The sequence below is a fragment of the Collinsella sp. LCP19S3_C9 genome, from assembly GCF_052121575.1.
Classification (GTDB): Bacteria; Actinomycetota; Coriobacteriia; order Coriobacteriales; family Coriobacteriaceae; genus Collinsella.
Genome location: NZ_JBQKDZ010000009.1, coordinates 1 through 17,787, shown reverse-complemented (window position 1 = coordinate 17,787; position 17,787 = coordinate 1). Strand labels below are relative to the sequence as shown.

The window sequence follows — 17,787 nt, the reverse complement described above, 5'->3', positions numbered from 1 at the left end:
GGTTGGGGACTCGTGACTCAGCCCCGTAAACCGGCCTAGTTTTGTCCGAGCGGCCACGTCAAGTGTCTCCGCAAGCCGCTTCAAGCCAAAAATGATCCGTTTTCCTCCGTCCCCAAGGGATCAGCCGGAACCGCTCCACGAAATCGGCCCATCTACTACGTTTAACTCGATACCCCTGACCATACCTTCGTTTTGAGCAAAACCGCAGGCGTTCTACCTGCGGTTTTTTTCGCGTTTTTTGACATGGTTGGGGGTAAGGGACTAAACGTAGTAGATGGGCCGGTTTCGTGGCGAGCCCTCCTCGCCTACGCACAAAAGCGCCGCCACGGAGGAGGGAGATGCCTCCGTGGCGGCTGGGGGTGGGGGGGTGGGGCTATGTTCTGGCTCCCCGCCGGCCGCCCGGGGCCTTTTGGCCCCGGGCGCCGCCAACGTGCCTAGCGTTTACGGATACCCCAGACCAGGGCTCCGACGCCGGCTATGGCGATAACAAATGCCATGAGCAGTGCGGCGGTCTGCTGGTCACCCGTGGTGGGCAGGAAACCCTTGACCGCCTTGACGATGTTCGTCACGGTCTTGGGCGTGCCGGGATCGGGCGTCGGCACGGGCGTCTCGGGCTTCTTGTACGTGTTGTTGAACACGATGCCCTCGACGCTCTTGTCGCCCTTGGTAAAGGCGACATTCGCCTTGAGGTTGCCCTCGCCGCCATCGGCCACGTTGACGGTCGCGGTAAAGACGGACTTGTCATAGGTCATACCGGCCTCGTCGCCCTTGACCTCGCTGATGGTGTAGACGTACGTACCGGGCTCGTCGTACTCGAACTTGTCGAAGTTGATCTTGCCATCGGCATCGTTGGTGACCGTAGACTCAATGTCCTCGCCAACGAGCTTAAAGCTAAACTCGTCCTTCTTGAGCTCGCGTCCCTCGAGCACCTTGATGGCACCGATGGAGACCTGCGTGGGCATGGCATGATACTTGTTGGTAAAGCCAGCCGACTCAGTAGTTCCCTCGAGCTTGTGCGTCGCGGTCAGCGTGCCGTCGCCGTTGTCGGAGACGGTGGTCACGACGGTGTAGGTCGTGCCGTCATAGGTGACGCCCTTGTACAGGCCGAGCGCGTTGGGGCAAGCCTCGCGCAGCATGTACGTGTGCGCGCCAGGCGCCTCGTAGCGGATCGGGCTCAGCGCGACGGTGCCATTGGCGTCGTTGGTGCCGGTCGCGACAACCACGCCGTCCTCGAGCAGCTCAAACGTGAACTCGCCTGCTGCAAGGTCGCGTCCGGTCAGGCGCTTGACCGTCTTGACCTGATCGGTCACCACAGAATCGGTAGGCGTCACGCTGTAGGTGTTGGTGAACGTGAAGGCAGCGCCGTCGTCACCCTCGCGCACGACCTTCAGATGTCCGGCACCGTCGTCAGTCACGGTGTAGGAAACCTTACGCGTGGCGTTGGCGTCGTTGGTCACGCCAGGGGCGCTACCGGACTCGGTCACCGTGTAGGTAAAGGTGTGCGAACGCGGGGCAATGGGGGCTGCGGGCTCGGACTCGCCGCCGGACTCGTCGGCATTGGCATCAGCGTCGACGTCGGCCTCTTCAGCCTCTGCCTCGTCGGCCTCGGCTTCGTCAGCTTCGTCTGCCTCGGCCTTATCGGTCGCATCATCCGTCACGCCCAAGGCGCGGTTGAGGTCCTCGAGCGTAAAGTGGATCTTGCCAAAGTCCACGTTGCCGGCCGCGTCGTTGGTTGCGGCCGTGCGCTCGGGCATCGGGGCGCCCGCCTCATCGGCGGTCACGGTAAAGGTGAACTTACCCGTGATATCGGCCGGGGTCAGGCCCTCGGCAGCCTGGAGCTTCTTGGCGCCGGCGAGCGCGGCGTCAACGGCATCGGCGCCGTAGACGTTCTCGAACACGGGCTCGACGCCACCGTAGTCAGGCTTCGCCGTCAGAGTGCCGTCGCCGTTGTCGACGACGATGACCTTAAAGCTAAAGCTCGACTTCGCGGCAGTAATACCCTTTGCTGCGAGCGGGGACGTGTACTCAAACGCCGTGTAGTTGATAGTCCACGCAAGCTTGGCATCCGCGTCGGTGCGGATGGCGCGTTTGGCGTTTACCAGGTCGGCAAGCATCTCTGTCGTGTAATGCAGCGTGCCAAAGCTCACCTGGCCGTTAACGTTCCACGCCGTAGTGCCGTTGATGGCTTCCGTCTCACCTGCATAGGCAATACCGAAGCAGAACTCGCCGTCGGCCATCGGACGACCGGTCAGGGTCTTGGTTGCGACAACCTGAGCAGCGGTGCCCGGGTTATCGGTCGATGCGTGGTAGCTGTTGGCGAACGGGACCACGGCGCTCTCGACCTTGTTCTCGCCGCTCTTGTGGACCGTCGCATGCGTGCCCTCGGGTCCGCCAGAAACGATCGTCGTGGCGGTGAGCGTGCCGGCACCATCGTCGGCGATAGCGATCGTCACGGTGCGCACGGCCTCGTCGTAGGTGTAACCGGGCTTGCCGTCGTTCTTCTCGGCAACGGTGTATGTAAAGGTCTTGCCCGCGTCAGCCTGCGTAAACTTGACCTCATGGCCAGCCAGGATGTCGATCAGGCCAACCGTTGCCTCTGCCGTTGCAGGGGACTTGTACACGTTGGCGCCCTCGTGCAGGCCGAGCGCGATGGCCGAAGCCTCGTCGGCAGGCGTCACGGTAAAGGTGAACTGACCCTCGGTCATGGGACGTCCGGAGAGGGTCTTGCTGAGCTTAAGGCCGCCGGCCGCGGCGTAATCGAGCTCAGAGCGGTACGTGTTGGTGAAGCGGCCGCTTTCCTTCTTGGTGACGTTGGCGGTCAGGGTGCCGTCGCCGTTCTCGGTCACGGTCACTTCGGCGGTTGCGACATGCGCGTCATACGTCATACCGGCCGCGCTGCCCGCGTTCTCGCGGATCTCGTACTTGTAGGTTCCGGCAGCCGTGTAGTGGATCTTGCCGAACTTGATGGCGGCGATGCCATCCTCCGCGTCCTTCTTGCTCACGGTTACGGTTGCGGGATCAGGCAGTGGGGTGCCCTCGGGGGCCGCGATGGTAAAGCTGAACTTGTCTGCATCCGTCCAGTCGCGACCGTCGATGGCCTTGCTCAGGCCAAAGTCGAGCTCTGTGTCGATCGGGGTCACGCTGTAAGCGTTCTCGAAAGTTGCAGCCTTGACGTCGTCCTTCAGGACATGCTCGGCCTTGAGGGTACCGTCGCCGTTGTCGGTGATGGTGGTCTCAACGGTGTACTTGGCGGCGCTGTACGTGACGCCCTTGCTGGTGGTTCCGCCGTTGACCTCGCGCAGTGTGTAGGTGTGCTTGCCGGGCTTGTCGTACTTCACGGCGTTCATCGTGATCTTGCCTTCGGCATTGTTGGTGCCGGTGGCGACGACCTTGGCGTCCTCGCCCTCGCCCTCGACGAGCTCGAATCTGAACTCGCCAGCCTTGAGGCCGCGGCCGTCCAGGACCTTGGTCGCGGTGATCTGGTCGGTGACGCGCGTCTCGACAGGCGTCACGCTATAGGTATTGGTGAACGTAAATGCCGCATCGCCGTCCGGCTTGCGGGACACCCTCAGAGTACCCTCGCCGTCATCAGTCACGGTGAAGGAAACCGTACGCGAAGTCTCGGCGTCGTTGGTCACGCCAGCGACCTCACCGGACTCGGTCACGGTGTAGGTAAAGGTGTGCTCGCGCTTCTCGGGCTTCTCGCCCAGAGCCTTGTTAAGGTCGTCGAGCGTAAAGGTGATCTTGCCAAAGTCGACCTTGCCCTTGGCATCATTGGTCACGCTCGCGTTCGCGGGCATGGGTGCGCCCTCTTCACCGGTCACGGTAAAGGTGAACTTGCCGGCAATGTCAGCCGGGGTCAAGCCATCAGGAACCTGCAGATTCTTCTTGCCCACAAGCGATGCCTCGACAGGCGCGGCAGTGTAGGTGTTCACAAACTCGTTGCCGGCATCGCCGTAGACAGCCGTCGCCGTCAGGGTACCATCGCCGTTGTCGACAACGGTTACACATGCGTCAATTGCCGACACGGTGGCGCTCACGCCCGCAGGCAGCTTTCCGATCTGCTCGGCAGCAATGTAGCGAATGGTCCACGTGGGCTTGTCGGAGCTAGCATCAACCGACGCCTTGCCCTCCTCGACCAGCTTGGCAAGCGACTCGGTCGTGTACGTCAGCGGCCCGAACTCAACCTTGCCACCCTTGTTGGTTGCATCCAGCAGCACCTCGTCGTGCCCCGCATAGCTCAGCGCAAACTTAAATTCGTCATCGGCCATCGGGCGCCCCGTGAGCGTCTTGGTTGCCTCAAGAGTCAGCGGGGTTTCCGTCTTGGCGCTATAGGTGTTCTTGAACTCGGTCTTGCCCGAGATCTTTTCAACGTCAGCCTTAAGCCCACCCGTGGCCTTAACCGCCACGGTCACCTTGAACGTGGCAACGTTCTCGCTGTAGGTGATGCCACCGGCGCCGCCCTTGACCTCGCGGACCTCATAGGTGTACTCGCCCGGCTTGTTGCAGGTGATCTCGCCGAAGTCGATAGCTGCCTTGCCATTGTCGTCCAGGTCGTCATTGGTCACGGTCGCGGTCGCGTGTGCGGGCATCGGGGCGTCATTCTCAGACGTTGCGGAGAGTTCAAACTTAAACTCGTCCGCATCCGTCCAGCTGCGGCCCTCGAGCACCTTGGTCAGGCCAAAGCTGGCCTTGGTATCCACCGTTGTCGGCGTCACGTTAAAGCTGATCTTGCCGTTGTTGCCCAGGTAGGAATTGACATGCGTCGCGGTCGCCTTGGCGGACACGTTGTTCCACTTGGGGTTAAGAACGTCGGTCGCGGTACCAGTGTTGTTGCCGCTCACACTCTCCTTGGTGGTGTGGAGCTCGTCGATAAAGGCTAGGCGCGCGGTTCCCACGCTAAACGAAAGGCTGCCGTCCTCGTCAGCAACAATAGCGCCGTCAAACTTCGCAGCGTCGCCGCCGATAAACTCGATGACGGCAGAGGCGGGCTTGGCCTCATCGTTTTCGCCCTGCTCCTCAAACTCATCCTTGTAGTAATAGGTGCCGGTATCTGCCAGCGAATTCTTTGCAGGCTGCGTGCAGTCCTTGTCCGTGTAAATTGGGGTCTGTTTCTGGAAGTAGTAGTAGCGGTTGGTGTCGGCCGGCTCAAAGGTCGCAACCGTATTACCCAACGCGCCGGTCTCCCACTTGTTCGCGTAGAAGTTCACGGTCTTGGTGCCATCGTCGGCAACGGTCGTATTCTTTTCGATGTAAGCCTTGAGCCCCGTGACCTCCTCAGGCGTAAATAGGTTGTCGAGCGCAACACTCTTCACGCTCGAGGCATACTTCACCTGAATGGGCTTAACGTTGTCGACCGAAAGCTTGCCGTCTACGGTCTTAAAGTGACTCAGCGGAATCAACGACGCAGGAATATTGACCGTTACGATATCGCCCTTCTGGGGATTGTCGTCGCCGGCACGCTGCACGGTAATGAGCAGGTCTTTTGCCTTGCCGGTGAACTCGTAGGTGTCGGTATTGGTTTCTTTATTGACCGTCTTGCTCGCCTTGGTAAACGGCGTGCCGTTGATGACGACTTCGGTAAATCCATCAACCTGCATAAAGTCGCCCAGCTCGTCGGTAAACGTGATGTAGCCGGACTTGGTCTCGTCGTAGCCCTTATGGATTTCGGTCGGATAAGGCGCCTCCGATGTGATGGCCTGCGAGATGTCGTCGAAGACCTTCTTGAGCTCTTCGGCATTGGTCGCCGACTTGTAGTAGTCGGAGTTTTCCGCACGCGTTCCGTGAGAATTCCATTTCGTGGCATTGGGGTAGTTGCTCGAAACGGCCTGCATGAACTTGTTCTCTTGGCTTGTCTTCGAATCCTGGACGCTGGCTTTGGGATCCGCGCCATCAAAGATGCCGATAGTATAAACGGTAGCCTTGCTGTCCTTCATGCTCTTGGCGGCCGTTACGGCAGCGTTAGCGACATCCGGATTGAACTCGCTGAAGCTTGTCGGCGTGCCGTCGGTAAAGAACACAACAATCTTCTTGGCGTCCGCGCGACCAGAAGTGATGCCCTCTGCCAGCTGCAGGCCATTGTCGGCGCGCGTTGCACCAGCGGGTGTAATCTGGGCAATCCTATCCTTAAGAGCTTTCACGTTGCCGCCGGAGCAATCGGTCAGGTCTTTCATAACCTGTGTGTAATTGTAGGTGTATCTTCCGTCAGGATACGTCTCGTTGCCGATATTGTCGGACTTCTTGCCCGCAAACTTAACGATTGCAACCTTATGCTGCCTATCCACGCCCTCGATGCTCTCGTTTTGTTTGGCAATGGTGTCGATGAAGCTGCTGGCAGCGCTCTCCAGTACATCGATACGCTTGGTGGAATCTCCACCGCCCATCTCACCATCCATCGAGCCAGAGGCATCCAGCACCATCACGATGTCGAGCGGCGTAGTAACCGTCACGGTTGAATTGGACGTCGAGGACATGGCCGAAAGCGTAGTCAGAAAATCCGACTCCTCGTTTTTCTCGGTTGCCTTGACCGTCTTGTCGGTCCAGATTCGGCCGACGTGTTGGGTCGATACTTTATTGCCGCTATGGCCAGCCGCCCAGATTTCCCAGCGGCCGCTGGTATCGGGATCGACGACCTTTCCGGTCATTGTCGGTCCATCCATTCCGGTGCTGGACCTGGCGTTGGCCTCGGGCAGCATGGCAAATGCCGCAGCCGGCAATACCAGCACTACGGCCAGCATCACCGCCAAGAGACCCCTCGTGTACTTACCCATCGCGTCTCCCTTCTCGCAGACTCAGGCCTTGCATCAGCCTCAAGTTACGGAATGAGACACAATTTGAGCAGGTGACACACGTTCCAGATTCGGTTTTGAGCGTGAGACAAATGTCTCACCATAGTTGAGACACGAGCGTTTTCGCAGGAAAACGGGTGCGACTCAAGATGGACGGGGCAAAAGAACCCGTTTTCCTCCGTCCCCGGGGGATCAATTGGTGGTGCTCGCCACGAAACTGGCCTATCTACTATGTTTAACCCGATGCCCCTGACCACAACCGCGTTTCATGAAAAACCGCAGGCGTTCTACCTGCGGTTTCGTTTTCGCGCTTTTTGGCATGGTTGAGGGTAGCGGCTTAAACGTAGTAGATGGGCCCATTTCGTGGCAGACGGGTCGCGCGGCAGCCCTCGCAAGGCCAAAATGATCCGTTTTCCTTCGTCCGCGGGAGATCAAGCGCTGTTACTGATATGGTGGCATTTCAAAACTATGCCAGATTACGGAGCTAAAGTCGGGGCCCTCATCCATACCCTCTATTTTTGAAAAAAGCGAGCTGTCTACCTGCGGTTTTATCTTCGTGGTTTTCGATATGGTTGGGGATTCGCAATTCAGCCCCGTAATCCGGCATAGTTTTTGTTCGCAGAGGCTTAGCCGCGCGTTCACGCGCGGGGCCGGCGGGGCATTTTTGCCCCACCGGCCCCTATTCCAGCTCTATTCCAGTGCTACTCCGGCTTGGTTTCTACCGTGGGAGTCTTGTTCGCCGCAACCGGAGTACGGGCGGTGTCCATAGTCAGGCAGTGCTTGGGGCAGCTCTCGATGCACTCGCCACACACCACGCAGGCGTACGGGTCGATCGACCAGGTACCACCCTTGCGATCGACCGCAAGCGCGCCCGCCGGGCAGCGACGCGCGCACATACCGCAGCAGATGCACACGTCCATATCGTTGACGATATGCCCGCGCAGGCGCTCGGGCACCGTCAGCTCCTCCTGCGGATAGCGCACCGTGACCGGTTGCTTGACCATAGAGCCCAAGGCCGTCTTGGCAAATGTCATCAAACTCATGCCGCGCCTACCTTTCCGTGCAACTAATGCAGGGGTCGATGGTCAGGATAATCATGGGCACGTTGGCAATGAGCACGCCCTGCAGTGCATGCGTCAGGCCCGCCAGGTTTTGCGACGTCGGCGTGCGCACGCGGAAACGGTCCAAATTCTTGGTGCCGTTACCGCGCACATAGTAGTACGCCTCGCCGCGCGGTTGCTCAATCACAACCTCGCCGCGTGCGCCATCGGCCGGCGTAAGCTTGGTGCGCCCGCCGATGCCGTCGTGCGGAATCTTGCCCACAAGCTCCTTAATGATGTCCATGGCCTGCGTGACCTCGGCACAGCGCACCTGGCAGCGGGCATAGCAGTCGCCATCGGTGGCAACGATGGGCTCAAACGCAGCCAGGTCCGCATAGGCACCGTCGCCAAACATGCGCACGTCGTAGTCCACGCCCGAGGCGCGCCCAAACGGACCGACCATCGACAGGTCCAGCGCGTCCTTCTTGCTGATCACGCCCACGCCATGCAGGCGCTCGCCGCAGCTGTTGTCGTCCAAAAACGTATGCACCAGGGCCTCGTAGTCGGGGCGCATGGCATCGAGCGTCTGGACAATGCCCGCCAGCTCGGAGTCCTCGATATCGTGCTTAAGGCCGCCGATCTCGTTAATCGACAGAATCACGCGACCGCCACACGTGCTCTCAAAGATCTTGAGAATCTGCTCGCGCAGGGTCCACGACCGATAGAACAGCGCCTCGAAGCCAAAGGCATCGGCGAGCAGGCCCAGCCACAGCAGGTGCGAGTGAATGCGCGAAAGCTCGTGCAAAATGGTGCGAATATACCGCACGCGGCCGGGCACCTCGATATCGAGCATGCGCTCGCAGGCGCTGGCATAGCCGCAGCTGTGACCCACGGCGCAAATGCCGCAGATGCGCTCGGCGATGTAGCCAAACTGGTGCATGTCACGCTTTTCGGTGAGCTTCTCGAGTCCGCGGTGCACAAAGCCGATCTGAGGAATAGCCTCGATAACGCGGTCGTCCTCGAGCACCAGGTCCAGGTGAAGCGGCTCGGGCAGCACCGGGTGCTGCGGGCCAAACGGAATAACGGAGCGATGTGCCATGGACCTTACGCCTCCTTTTTCTGCTTATCGCGGGCGGCCTTCTCGGCCGCGGCCTTGCGCGCCTTGGCCTCGGCGGCGGCACGGACCTTCATGGCCTTCTCGCGCGCAGCCTTAACCTCGGGCGTGATAACGCTCATGGGCTCGGCAGTCGAGACCTGGTAGAAAAAGCCCTTAAAGTCAATCTGCATGTCGGTAATGGCAAGCCCAAACAGGTCGTGCGCCTCATTTTCAAACGGGAACACCGCAGGGTAGTACGAGCTGATGGACGGAATCTCCTGGTACTGGTCGATGCCCTCGACTACCAGGTTCTCAATCGCATAACTGCCGTCCTGCGCGATCTGCTCCTGGGCAGCACGAACGTTGATGAACGTATAGACCAAGCGATACGTGCCGTCGTCCACATTGCGCTCGGCGTGCATCTGTACAAAGCGGGCACCGGAACCCTTGAGCGCCTGGACATGCGACAGCAGCGCATCGAGCTCGACGGTGGTATAGATTGCCTTTTGCATTACTCGGCCCCCCTTGCAGCGGCGGACGCGGCGGGCGTCCCAGCAGGTGCGTCGCCAGCGGCGGGCGCGTCGCCGGCCTCAGCCGCGGCCACAAATCCGTCCTCGCCCAGCTCAACACCACCATCCCAGGTAGCGGCACCGCCCACGGTAAGCGGGTCGCCGCCGGCGCGCATCACGGCCTCCTTCTGGTCCAGGATGCCGCACGCCTCCACGATGGCGTCGATCACCGTCTCGGGGCGAATGGCGCATCCGGGCGCGTACACGTCCACGGGAATTGCGCGGTCCACGCCACCGATCACGTTGTACGCATCGCGGAACACGCCGCCCGAGCACGCGCAGATGCCGCACGCCACCACGCACTTGGGCTCGAGCATCTGGTTGTAGATCTGGCGCACGACGGGCAAGTTCTGGGCGTTGACCGACCCCGTCACCAAAAAGATGTCCGCATGTTTGGGGTTGCCGGTGTTGACCACGCCAAAGCGCTCCGCATCGAACAGCGGCGTGAGCGAGGCCAGCACCTCGATATCGCATCCGTTGCAGCTCGAGCCGTCGTAATGAATAACCCACGGCGAGCGCGACATTTTATGATCCATGGATGCCGCCTCCTAAATAAACACGTCGACGAGGATGGGCATAAGGTTGAGCAGGCCAAACACCAGCGCCACACCCCAGCCGAGCTTAAAGCAGCTGCGCCAGGTGCTACGGGCGAAGGTGTTATCGATCAGTACCTCGGCAAAATACGTCATGACCATAACGACCAGGGCGACGACCCAGCTCACCGGGTTGTCCCAAACAAAGAACATGCCCACCCACATCAAAAACAGCACGGTCTCGCACCAGTGCATAAGGGTCATCTTGGCCAGCGTGCCGCCGCTCATCTCGGTGGCGACGCCCTGGACGATCTCCTGATGCGCGTGATGCGAGTACGAAAGGTCAAACGGCGACTTGCGCAGTTTGATGGTAAGCACCGCGAGCAGCGCGAGGAAAATGGGCGCGCTGTACACGATGATGGGGGCCGACTGCCCCGTCACGGCGATGGAATCGAAGCTGTCGGTGGCAAGGTACAGGCCCACACTCATCAGCAAAACGGCGGGCTCGTAACTCATGACCTGCAGCAGCTCGCGGTCGGCTCCGACCTGGGCAAACGGGCTTTGCGTCGAGGCGGACGCCAGCACCACAAAGATCGCAGCGAGGGTAACCATAAAGGCGCATAACAGTGTGTTGGAACCCGACACAAAGATGCCGCCGCCCACCACGGTAAAGATGAGCGCGCACGCCATGTAGGTATCGTCCACGGTGTTTACGCTGGCAGGGGCTTTGCGCAGGAGCTTGGCTACATCGTAGAACGGTTGCAGCAGACGCGGTCCCACGCGGCCCTGCATGCGGGCGGACAGCTTGCGGTCGATGCCGTCGATCAGGCCACCAACCAAAGGCGCCAGCAGGGCAAACGCCACGGTGCCTATAAAGATGCCCACGACGCCCGAGCCTTCGAAATACTTGCCGCGCAGCACCGAGGGCTCGCCCATGGCGAGCGTATCGGGACCAATCCATACGCAGCATAGCAGCGCGAACAGAATGATGCTGCAGCACACGATGCTGCCCGCGGGGCCAATGCGATTCTCGCCAAGGGCATCCTCCAGGTACCAATTGCGCTTTTCGGCCTTCACCTCGTGTCCCATCGAGCCGCGGAAATGACGGTAATTGTCGGTTCCCGCGCCCGAAAGATATACGTTTACGTGCGGTTTGTTGCTCACGCGGAATGAAGTCAGCAGCACCACGGCGATAAAAGCCACGATAACCACCATTAGATACATGGCATCCTTGCCAATAACATACGGCACGCGGCCAAACACCATGGCCAAGTAAGGCGACACCAGACCGCTCGAGATAATCGGGAACGCTACACAGCACAGAATCAGCAGCGCGGCGATAGTGTTGAGCGCTATCCATTCGGTCTTATGGACATTGCCCTCCACGTTTTCGGCCGTAGAATCCACGCCCGAGAGCTTGGCGAGCCACTTGCCCCAGAAAAAGAACGTCGCGGCCGAGCCAAAGGCCAGCACCATGATCATGAGCACATTGCCGGTCTGCGCAAACGCCACCAGGGCGCCCCACTTAGACACGAGCATGCCAAACGGCGCCACGAACATGCCCATGATACCCAGCATCATCAGGCGCGTCAGGTGCGGCATGCGGCTGAACATGCCGTCCATGTCCTCGATATTGCGGCTGCCGATATGATGCTCGGCCGTGCCCACGCACAGGAACAGCAGCGACTTTGCCACCGTATGGAACAAGATCAAGAAGATGGCGGCCCACACGGCCTCGGGCGCGCCGACACCCAGGCAGGCACTGATGAGGCCCAGGTTGGAAATGGTGGAGTACGCGAGCACACGCTTGGCATTGCTCTGCGAGATGGCCATGAGGGCGGCGAGCAAAAACGTGATGGCGCCCACGCTCGTGACCATAAAGCCGGTCACGGGATAGGTGGCGTACAGCGGGCTCAGCTTGACCATCAAAAACACGCCGGCCTTGACCATGGTGGACGAGTGCAGCAGGGCGCTCGTGGGCGTGGGGGCGACCATGGCGCCGAGCAGCCAGGTGTGGAACGGCATCTGTGCGGCCTTGGTAAGCGCGGCGATCGACAGCAAGACGACCGGCAGCACCAGCAGCGCGGATTGCGCGGTTCCGGCGCCGGAAAGCTCGATCATGCCCGAGATGGTCAGCGGTACACCGTTGACGTGCAGGAACATAAGGCCCGCCAAAAACGCGATGCCGCCCAGCATGTTGAGGATGATCTGGGTAAAGGCGTTTTTGATGGCCTCGGGCGTGCGCGTATAGCCAATCATAAGAAACGAGCACACGGTGGTGATTTCCCAGCCGCAGAACAGCCACTCCAGGTTGTCGCTCGTCACGATGACGAACATGGCCGAAAGGAACAGGAACATAAGCGCCAGGAACTGCGGGCGTCGGTCGGGCGCGGTCTGCCCACGCAGCGCGGCCTCGTGCTCATCGTGCGCCTGGAAGTCCTTCATGTAGCCCAGGGCATACACGCAGATCAGGCTGCCGACAATGCCAACGGCGAGCACCATGATCACGCTCATATAGTCCAGGTAGAGCGGCGTGGCGGTGACGACCTCGGCCGTGGGCAGCGTCATGGCAGCGAAGGCAACCGAACCCACCAGCTGCACCACGCCGAGCACACCGGTAAGCGCGTTCCTATATTTGAACGCGTTGTACAGGATGACGGCGCACAGAATTACGTCGATGACGGAGCTGATGATCGAGAGCACATGCGAGGTGCCGGGGGCAACCTCAAAGCCCTGCGGACCCGTGCCAAAAAATAAGACGGCAACTACAACGGTCACCGCCATAATAATGCCGGAGCCTACAAGCCCTACCGCATCGCGGGCTCGGTCACTGCGCGCGAGCAGCATGCCCATCGCCGGTACCAGCGGAAACAGGGTAAGGAAATACAGTAGCGTCATACCATCACTCCCCCATGCAAAAACGCTGCAATTATTTAACGTTATAGCTCAAATTGGGAGTTCAGGCGGCAGGTTTTCGGTCAACTGGGGGGTTTTAGGCGTATGGGGTAAGGACATGTCCGCTTTGGAGTAGAGAGGCAACACTCCCCCTCTCGTAGCGGCGGGCGCACGGGCCACTGCGCGCGGTTTATTGACCACTTTGAAGGATGTCCCGATAGACTCGCGGCGGTCCAAAAAGTTGGCGCGGCAAGAAAAATGCGCCCCCGCGGACGCACCATCCCGTTCGCTATTCCGCCTTTTTAACGCGCGGTTTACGACCCCGCGGCTTATCGACCAAGGCGGCCTCGCCACCGTCGCGATACTGTCGGCACCAAGCTTTAACCGAAGACTCGCTGGGGATCTTGTGCTTGACCATGACCTCACGCACCGTCAGACCATGTTCCAAGCGGTCCTTAACCACGGCAAGCTTAACGTCAAACGAATATGTGTGGTGATGAGAGCCCGCATTGAGAACGGCGTCGGCGCCGCCCACGGCATACGCACGGGCCCACTGACGGGCTGTGGCCTGGGGGATGCCAAGCTCTGCAGCGAGCGCGCGATGGCCGACCCCTTCTTGGAGGATCTCGACAGCGCGCTGCCTAATCTCGGGCGCATGCGTGCGAGTCCTTGTTGTTTCTGACATACCTGCCACTTCTACTTCTTAGCCTTAAACGTTAAATTGCTTTCTTACGTGCAAGTTAGATAGTAGCATTTTACTGTTTGCTCAAAGCAGTTAATTAAAATAGACGCGGCGCTATCTGGGAATTTGACACCAATTTACGATATTTCTTTATTGATTATTTACGCTGGTAACTAGCTCGCAGCTAATCGTCATTCGCTTGCCAGCAAAATTGGCACCTCTTTATATCCTTTGGAATAGAGGATATGATTATTAACCCCTCCTCCAATAATTTTGAGCAGCCTGCAAGGCAGTAGACGCCTCACTCCCCATGATTAGCGCGCATTGCCGTCCACCGGGGCAAAACAAAAAGGGCGGGACCTGCTGCGCTTGCAGGCCCCGACCCGATTGACACCCGATGGGACGCGGCCGGGCGAGACAGATCCGTGCTACCGCCCCACCTGGCCGCGATGTTCAACTACAGCTCGTTGGCCGCGTGATATGCCGTGCGAATGGCGTTCGCAATGTCGGCGGTGCGCTCGCCCGAGCAGTCGCCCACACAGGTCACGGGCACCGTAACGCCATCCAAGTCAAACGCGTTGGCCTTGGAACCGACGGCCATCACCACGTAATCGCAGGCGATCTTCACCGGCTCCTCGGCGCCGTCATCGGCAGTGCGAATGGCCTCCACGCCCTCGTCGGTAATGGCGGTCAGACGGGTCTTAACATGCTGCTCCACGTTGTGCTCTGCAAAGTCGCTCATAATCAGTGGCAGAATGGTCTCGGACTCGCCTGCGGCAATCTTGTCGAGCATCTCCACGATCGCCACTTCGCAGCCGTGCTGCAGCAGGTACTCGGCAGTCTCGGTGCCCACCAGGCCACCGCCAATGACGGCGACGCGGCCCGTAAGCTCCACTTTGCCGGCCAGCACGTCCCAGCTCGAGACGACCTTCTTAGAATCGGCACCCGGAACGGGGATGACCACGTCGTGCGCGCCCACAGCCACAATCGCGGCGTCGGCGGCGTTGAGGTCCTCAGTGGTAGCGACGTGGTTGAGCTCAACCTTCACGCCCAGGCCGGGCAGAATCTTCTCGTAATACTCGACCGAGCGCATGATTTCGTCCTTGCGCGGAGGCGCGGCCGCCAGCACAATCTGGCCGCCCAGATGATCGCTCGCCTCGTAGACGGTCACGTCGTAGCCGCGCTTGGCCGCCACGCGTGCGGCCTCCAGACCGGCAATACCGCCGCCCACAACGGCGATCTTCTTGTCGCCCTCGCCCGGCTTAATGGCGATGGTAGCCTCGTCGCCGTTCTCGGCATTGAGCACACACGAGATGTACTTGCGGTTTTGAATCGCATCGACGCAGCCCTTGTTGCAGTTGAGGCACTCGCGGATGGGCTCGCCCGTGGCGGCCTTCAGCGCAATGTCGGGGTCGCACATGAGCGAGCGGCCATAGGCGATGATATCGGCTGCGCCGTCTTCCAGAATCTTCTCGCCAGCCTCGACCGAGACAACACGGCCCACAGTTGCTACCGGCACGGAGACCAGGGCCTTGACGCGCTCGGCCACGGGCAGCGTCCAGTTGTAGGGCATGGCGCCCATGGACGGAATGGTATCGCCCATATTGCCGGTGTGGTTGGCCTGTGCAACCTGGATCATATCGATGCCCGCGCCCTCGAGCAGCTTGGCGAACTCGCAGGCCTCGTCGGGCTGCAGGCCGCCCTTGCCACGCGGCGTGCCATCGGGGTTCTCCATGATCACGGGGAGCTTATACTCCACCATCAGCTGCGGCGCGGCTTCCTTGATGGCAGCGACGACCTCCAGCGCGTAGCGAACGCGGTTCTCAAACGAGCCACCGTACTCGTCGGTTCGCTTGTTGAGGATCGCGGAGCACAGCGAACCCACCAGGCGGTCGCCGTGGACCTCGATGGCGTCGATGCCGGCCTGCTGCGCGCGAGCGGCCGAGGCAGCGATGGCCTCCTTGATCTGGGTGAGCTGCTCTACGCTCGCCTCGTTCACAAAGTGCTGCATGTCGTGGTGCAGCTTGGCGTATGCCTGCTTGCGGATCTCGTTGGACTCGGCCATCTTGGCGGCAAAGGTCTCCTCGTCGCCGGCGGCCTTGGCCTCCTGCGCGGCTTTGGCTGCAGCCATGGAGCCCATGACCATGCGGCCGACACCGGGCACGTCGTACTCGGGGTGGAACAGCTGCAGCGCGACCTTGGCACCGTGCTTGTGGACGGCGTCGGCCAGTGCCTTAAACGTGGGAATCTGGGCGTCGGTTGCCAGCTTGGGCGTGGGGCTTGCGGTCATGACGGGAGCGACGTCGCCGATGACGATGTAGCCCACGCCGCCACAGGCCAGGCGCTCGTAAAAAGCCAGGCTGCGCTCGCCGATGGAACCGTCGCGCTCCTCATAGCCGGTGGTCAGCGGCGGGAACATAATGCGGTTCTTGAGCTCAAGGGGGCCAACCGTAATGGGCTGGAGCAGCTTGGACGCAGGTGCGGTCATGGACATTCCTCTCTTGTAGACGCGGCGGCGATGGTGCCGCGTAGTTGTTTAGAGGATATGGCATGGGGGTACAGCGGCACAACGAAAATCGGCGGATAGCAGGCAGCGGCAGGCGGATGGGGCAGGGCGGCCCGTCGGTTTGTCTCGATCTGTAACAGCTACCCAGCAAAACCGGGTCTTACTGTTACAGATCGAGATATTCCTCTCGGCCCATCCTCAACAATCTCAATCTGTAACATCTAGACCCACTTTTGACCCCTACCTGTTACAGATCAAGACAAACGGAAGCGTTCCGTCGGAAAATCTCGATCTGTAACACCTACAGGCCAAAAACGACCCCAGATGTTACAGATCGAGACGAACAAACTCGGTCCGACCAAACATCTCAATCTGTAACATCTAGACCGACTTTTGACCCCTACCTGTTACAGATCAAGACAAACGGCAACTGTCCGTCCGAATATCTCAATCTGTAACAACAACTCGGCAAAATCCGTCCCTCGTGTTACAGATCGAGACAAACGGAGCCCCGCTCGCCGGAAATCTCAATCTGTAACATCTACAGACCAAAATCGGACCCACCTGTTACAGATCGAGACAAACCCCAGCAGCAACACCGTCCCCGTTCGAGGAAACGACCGCCACACTCACCTTTTTAAACAACCTAATACTGCGCATCCTGCGATAATGATTTGGTCACGCGTCGACTACGGCGAAGACGCGGCAGAGGGGACACCCATGCAACCGAGTACCACCGATAGGTCCACCGCAAAGCAAGCGCTGCTCGAGGCGCTCTTGAGCGACGCGGGGCTCAAGAGCCTCACGCAAACAGCCTCTACCGTTATGGGCAACCCGGTGCTCGTCGTCGATCCCGTCTACCGCTATGCCGCCCGCGGTGGCTTTGAGCTCGACGATGCCGACGACCCCCCCTTTTTTTGCAGCCATCACCCGCGCCGAGCTCTCCGAAGGCGATATGCTGCAGGACGAAGCCGTGCGCTACATCATCGAACGCGATCTAGACGAGAAGATTGCCCGCTCGACAGGCCCGCTCACACGCTATAACGACATGTTCTGCCTCAACACCATGACCGGTGCGATCAAGGTTCACGGCACGTGTCTGGGCCGGGCGCTGATGATCGAGCGCAATCTCATGCGAATCCTCCTTTATAGGGCTCTCGGACGAGCCCGGGTTTCATGCGAATTGCATGCGTATCGACAGCCATACTTTCGCTCGAAAACAGGCTCAAAACCATGTGCAGGCGCACCGATGTTTGCCCATAGCGACCATGGGCTTTGTGCGGATGAACCATGCGTTTGGGCAACGCTTTCGAGCGCATGGTCCTGGCGCCATACGCACAAAGGGGGGCGGTGTGCCTTATGGCACCCGCCCCTGATAATCGAGTTTTCTTATGTTTAGTCCTATTAAACAGTCCAATATCTTTAGGCAAGATCACCCCGACGGCGCTCATCCCACTTGGAAGGCCAGACTCCACCCGCCTGCTCGATGGGATGAGTCCGCGCATCACCTGGACTCTCTACGCCTCCAATGGATCGGTAGCCTCTTACGAACACTTTCAAAAGTATGACTCTCTGTTAGACCAGCATTGACGTAGCCGCTCCCTGCCGTTGCCAATAGTCCCAGAAGGGCTGGGGACGATCGATCATCTGGCGCCTCGTATGCTCGTAGAAGCCGCAG

Annotated in this window: 9 protein-coding genes; 1 reads left to right on the top strand and 8 read right to left on the bottom strand. The window is 59.9% G+C overall.

Annotated features, from left to right (window positions below):
- Positions 1–434: 434 nt before the first annotated feature.
- From ACTQXI_RS05520 to bilR, 8 genes are all read right to left on the bottom strand, one after another.
- Entirely contained in the window at positions 435–6,770 is a 6,336-nt protein-coding gene (locus tag ACTQXI_RS05520) for a Spy0128 family protein (protein WP_441049250.1), read from the bottom strand.
- Positions 6,771–7,489: 719 nt separating this feature from the next.
- Positions 7,490–7,831 (bottom strand): 4Fe-4S dicluster domain-containing protein, encoded by a 342-nt coding sequence (locus tag ACTQXI_RS05515; protein WP_441049251.1) that lies wholly within the window; start codon positions 7,829–7,831, stop codon positions 7,490–7,492.
- A 7-nt stretch (positions 7,832–7,838) separates the two neighbouring features.
- Positions 7,839–8,927, bottom strand: a complete 1,089-nt coding sequence (locus tag ACTQXI_RS05510; RefSeq protein ID WP_441049253.1) for a hydrogenase large subunit — start codon at positions 8,925–8,927, stop codon at positions 7,839–7,841.
- A 5-nt stretch (positions 8,928–8,932) separates the two neighbouring features.
- Positions 8,933–9,436, bottom strand: coding sequence for an NADH-quinone oxidoreductase subunit C (locus ACTQXI_RS05505; RefSeq protein ID WP_441049255.1), 504 nt, complete (start codon positions 9,434–9,436; stop codon positions 8,933–8,935).
- Complete coding sequence (locus ACTQXI_RS05500) at positions 9,436–10,029, bottom strand: NADH-quinone oxidoreductase subunit B family protein (protein ID WP_427795592.1); 594 nt, start codon at positions 10,027–10,029, stop codon at positions 9,436–9,438. Before ACTQXI_RS05500 ends, ACTQXI_RS05505 begins: the two co-directional genes overlap by 1 nt.
- A gap of 12 nt (positions 10,030–10,041) precedes the next feature.
- The gene (locus ACTQXI_RS05495) at positions 10,042–12,924 is read right to left on the bottom strand and encodes a proton-conducting transporter transmembrane domain-containing protein (protein ID WP_441049257.1); all 2,883 of its coding nucleotides are present in this window, start codon (positions 12,922–12,924) and stop codon (positions 10,042–10,044) included.
- A gap of 286 nt (positions 12,925–13,210) precedes the next feature.
- Complete coding sequence (locus ACTQXI_RS05490) at positions 13,211–13,606, bottom strand: helix-turn-helix domain-containing protein (RefSeq protein WP_229770663.1); 396 nt, start codon at positions 13,604–13,606, stop codon at positions 13,211–13,213.
- A gap of 454 nt (positions 13,607–14,060) precedes the next feature.
- A complete protein-coding gene (gene bilR / locus ACTQXI_RS05485; protein WP_441049259.1) occupies positions 14,061–16,091 on the bottom strand; it encodes a bilirubin reductase, long form in 2,031 nt (676 codons plus the stop codon).
- Positions 16,092–16,992: 901 nt separating this feature from the next.
- Here bilR and ACTQXI_RS05480 point away from each other — a divergent pair.
- Entirely contained in the window at positions 16,993–17,508 is a 516-nt protein-coding gene (locus ACTQXI_RS05480) for a hypothetical protein (protein WP_441548411.1), read from the top strand.
- The last annotated feature ends 279 nt before the right edge of the window (positions 17,509–17,787 follow it).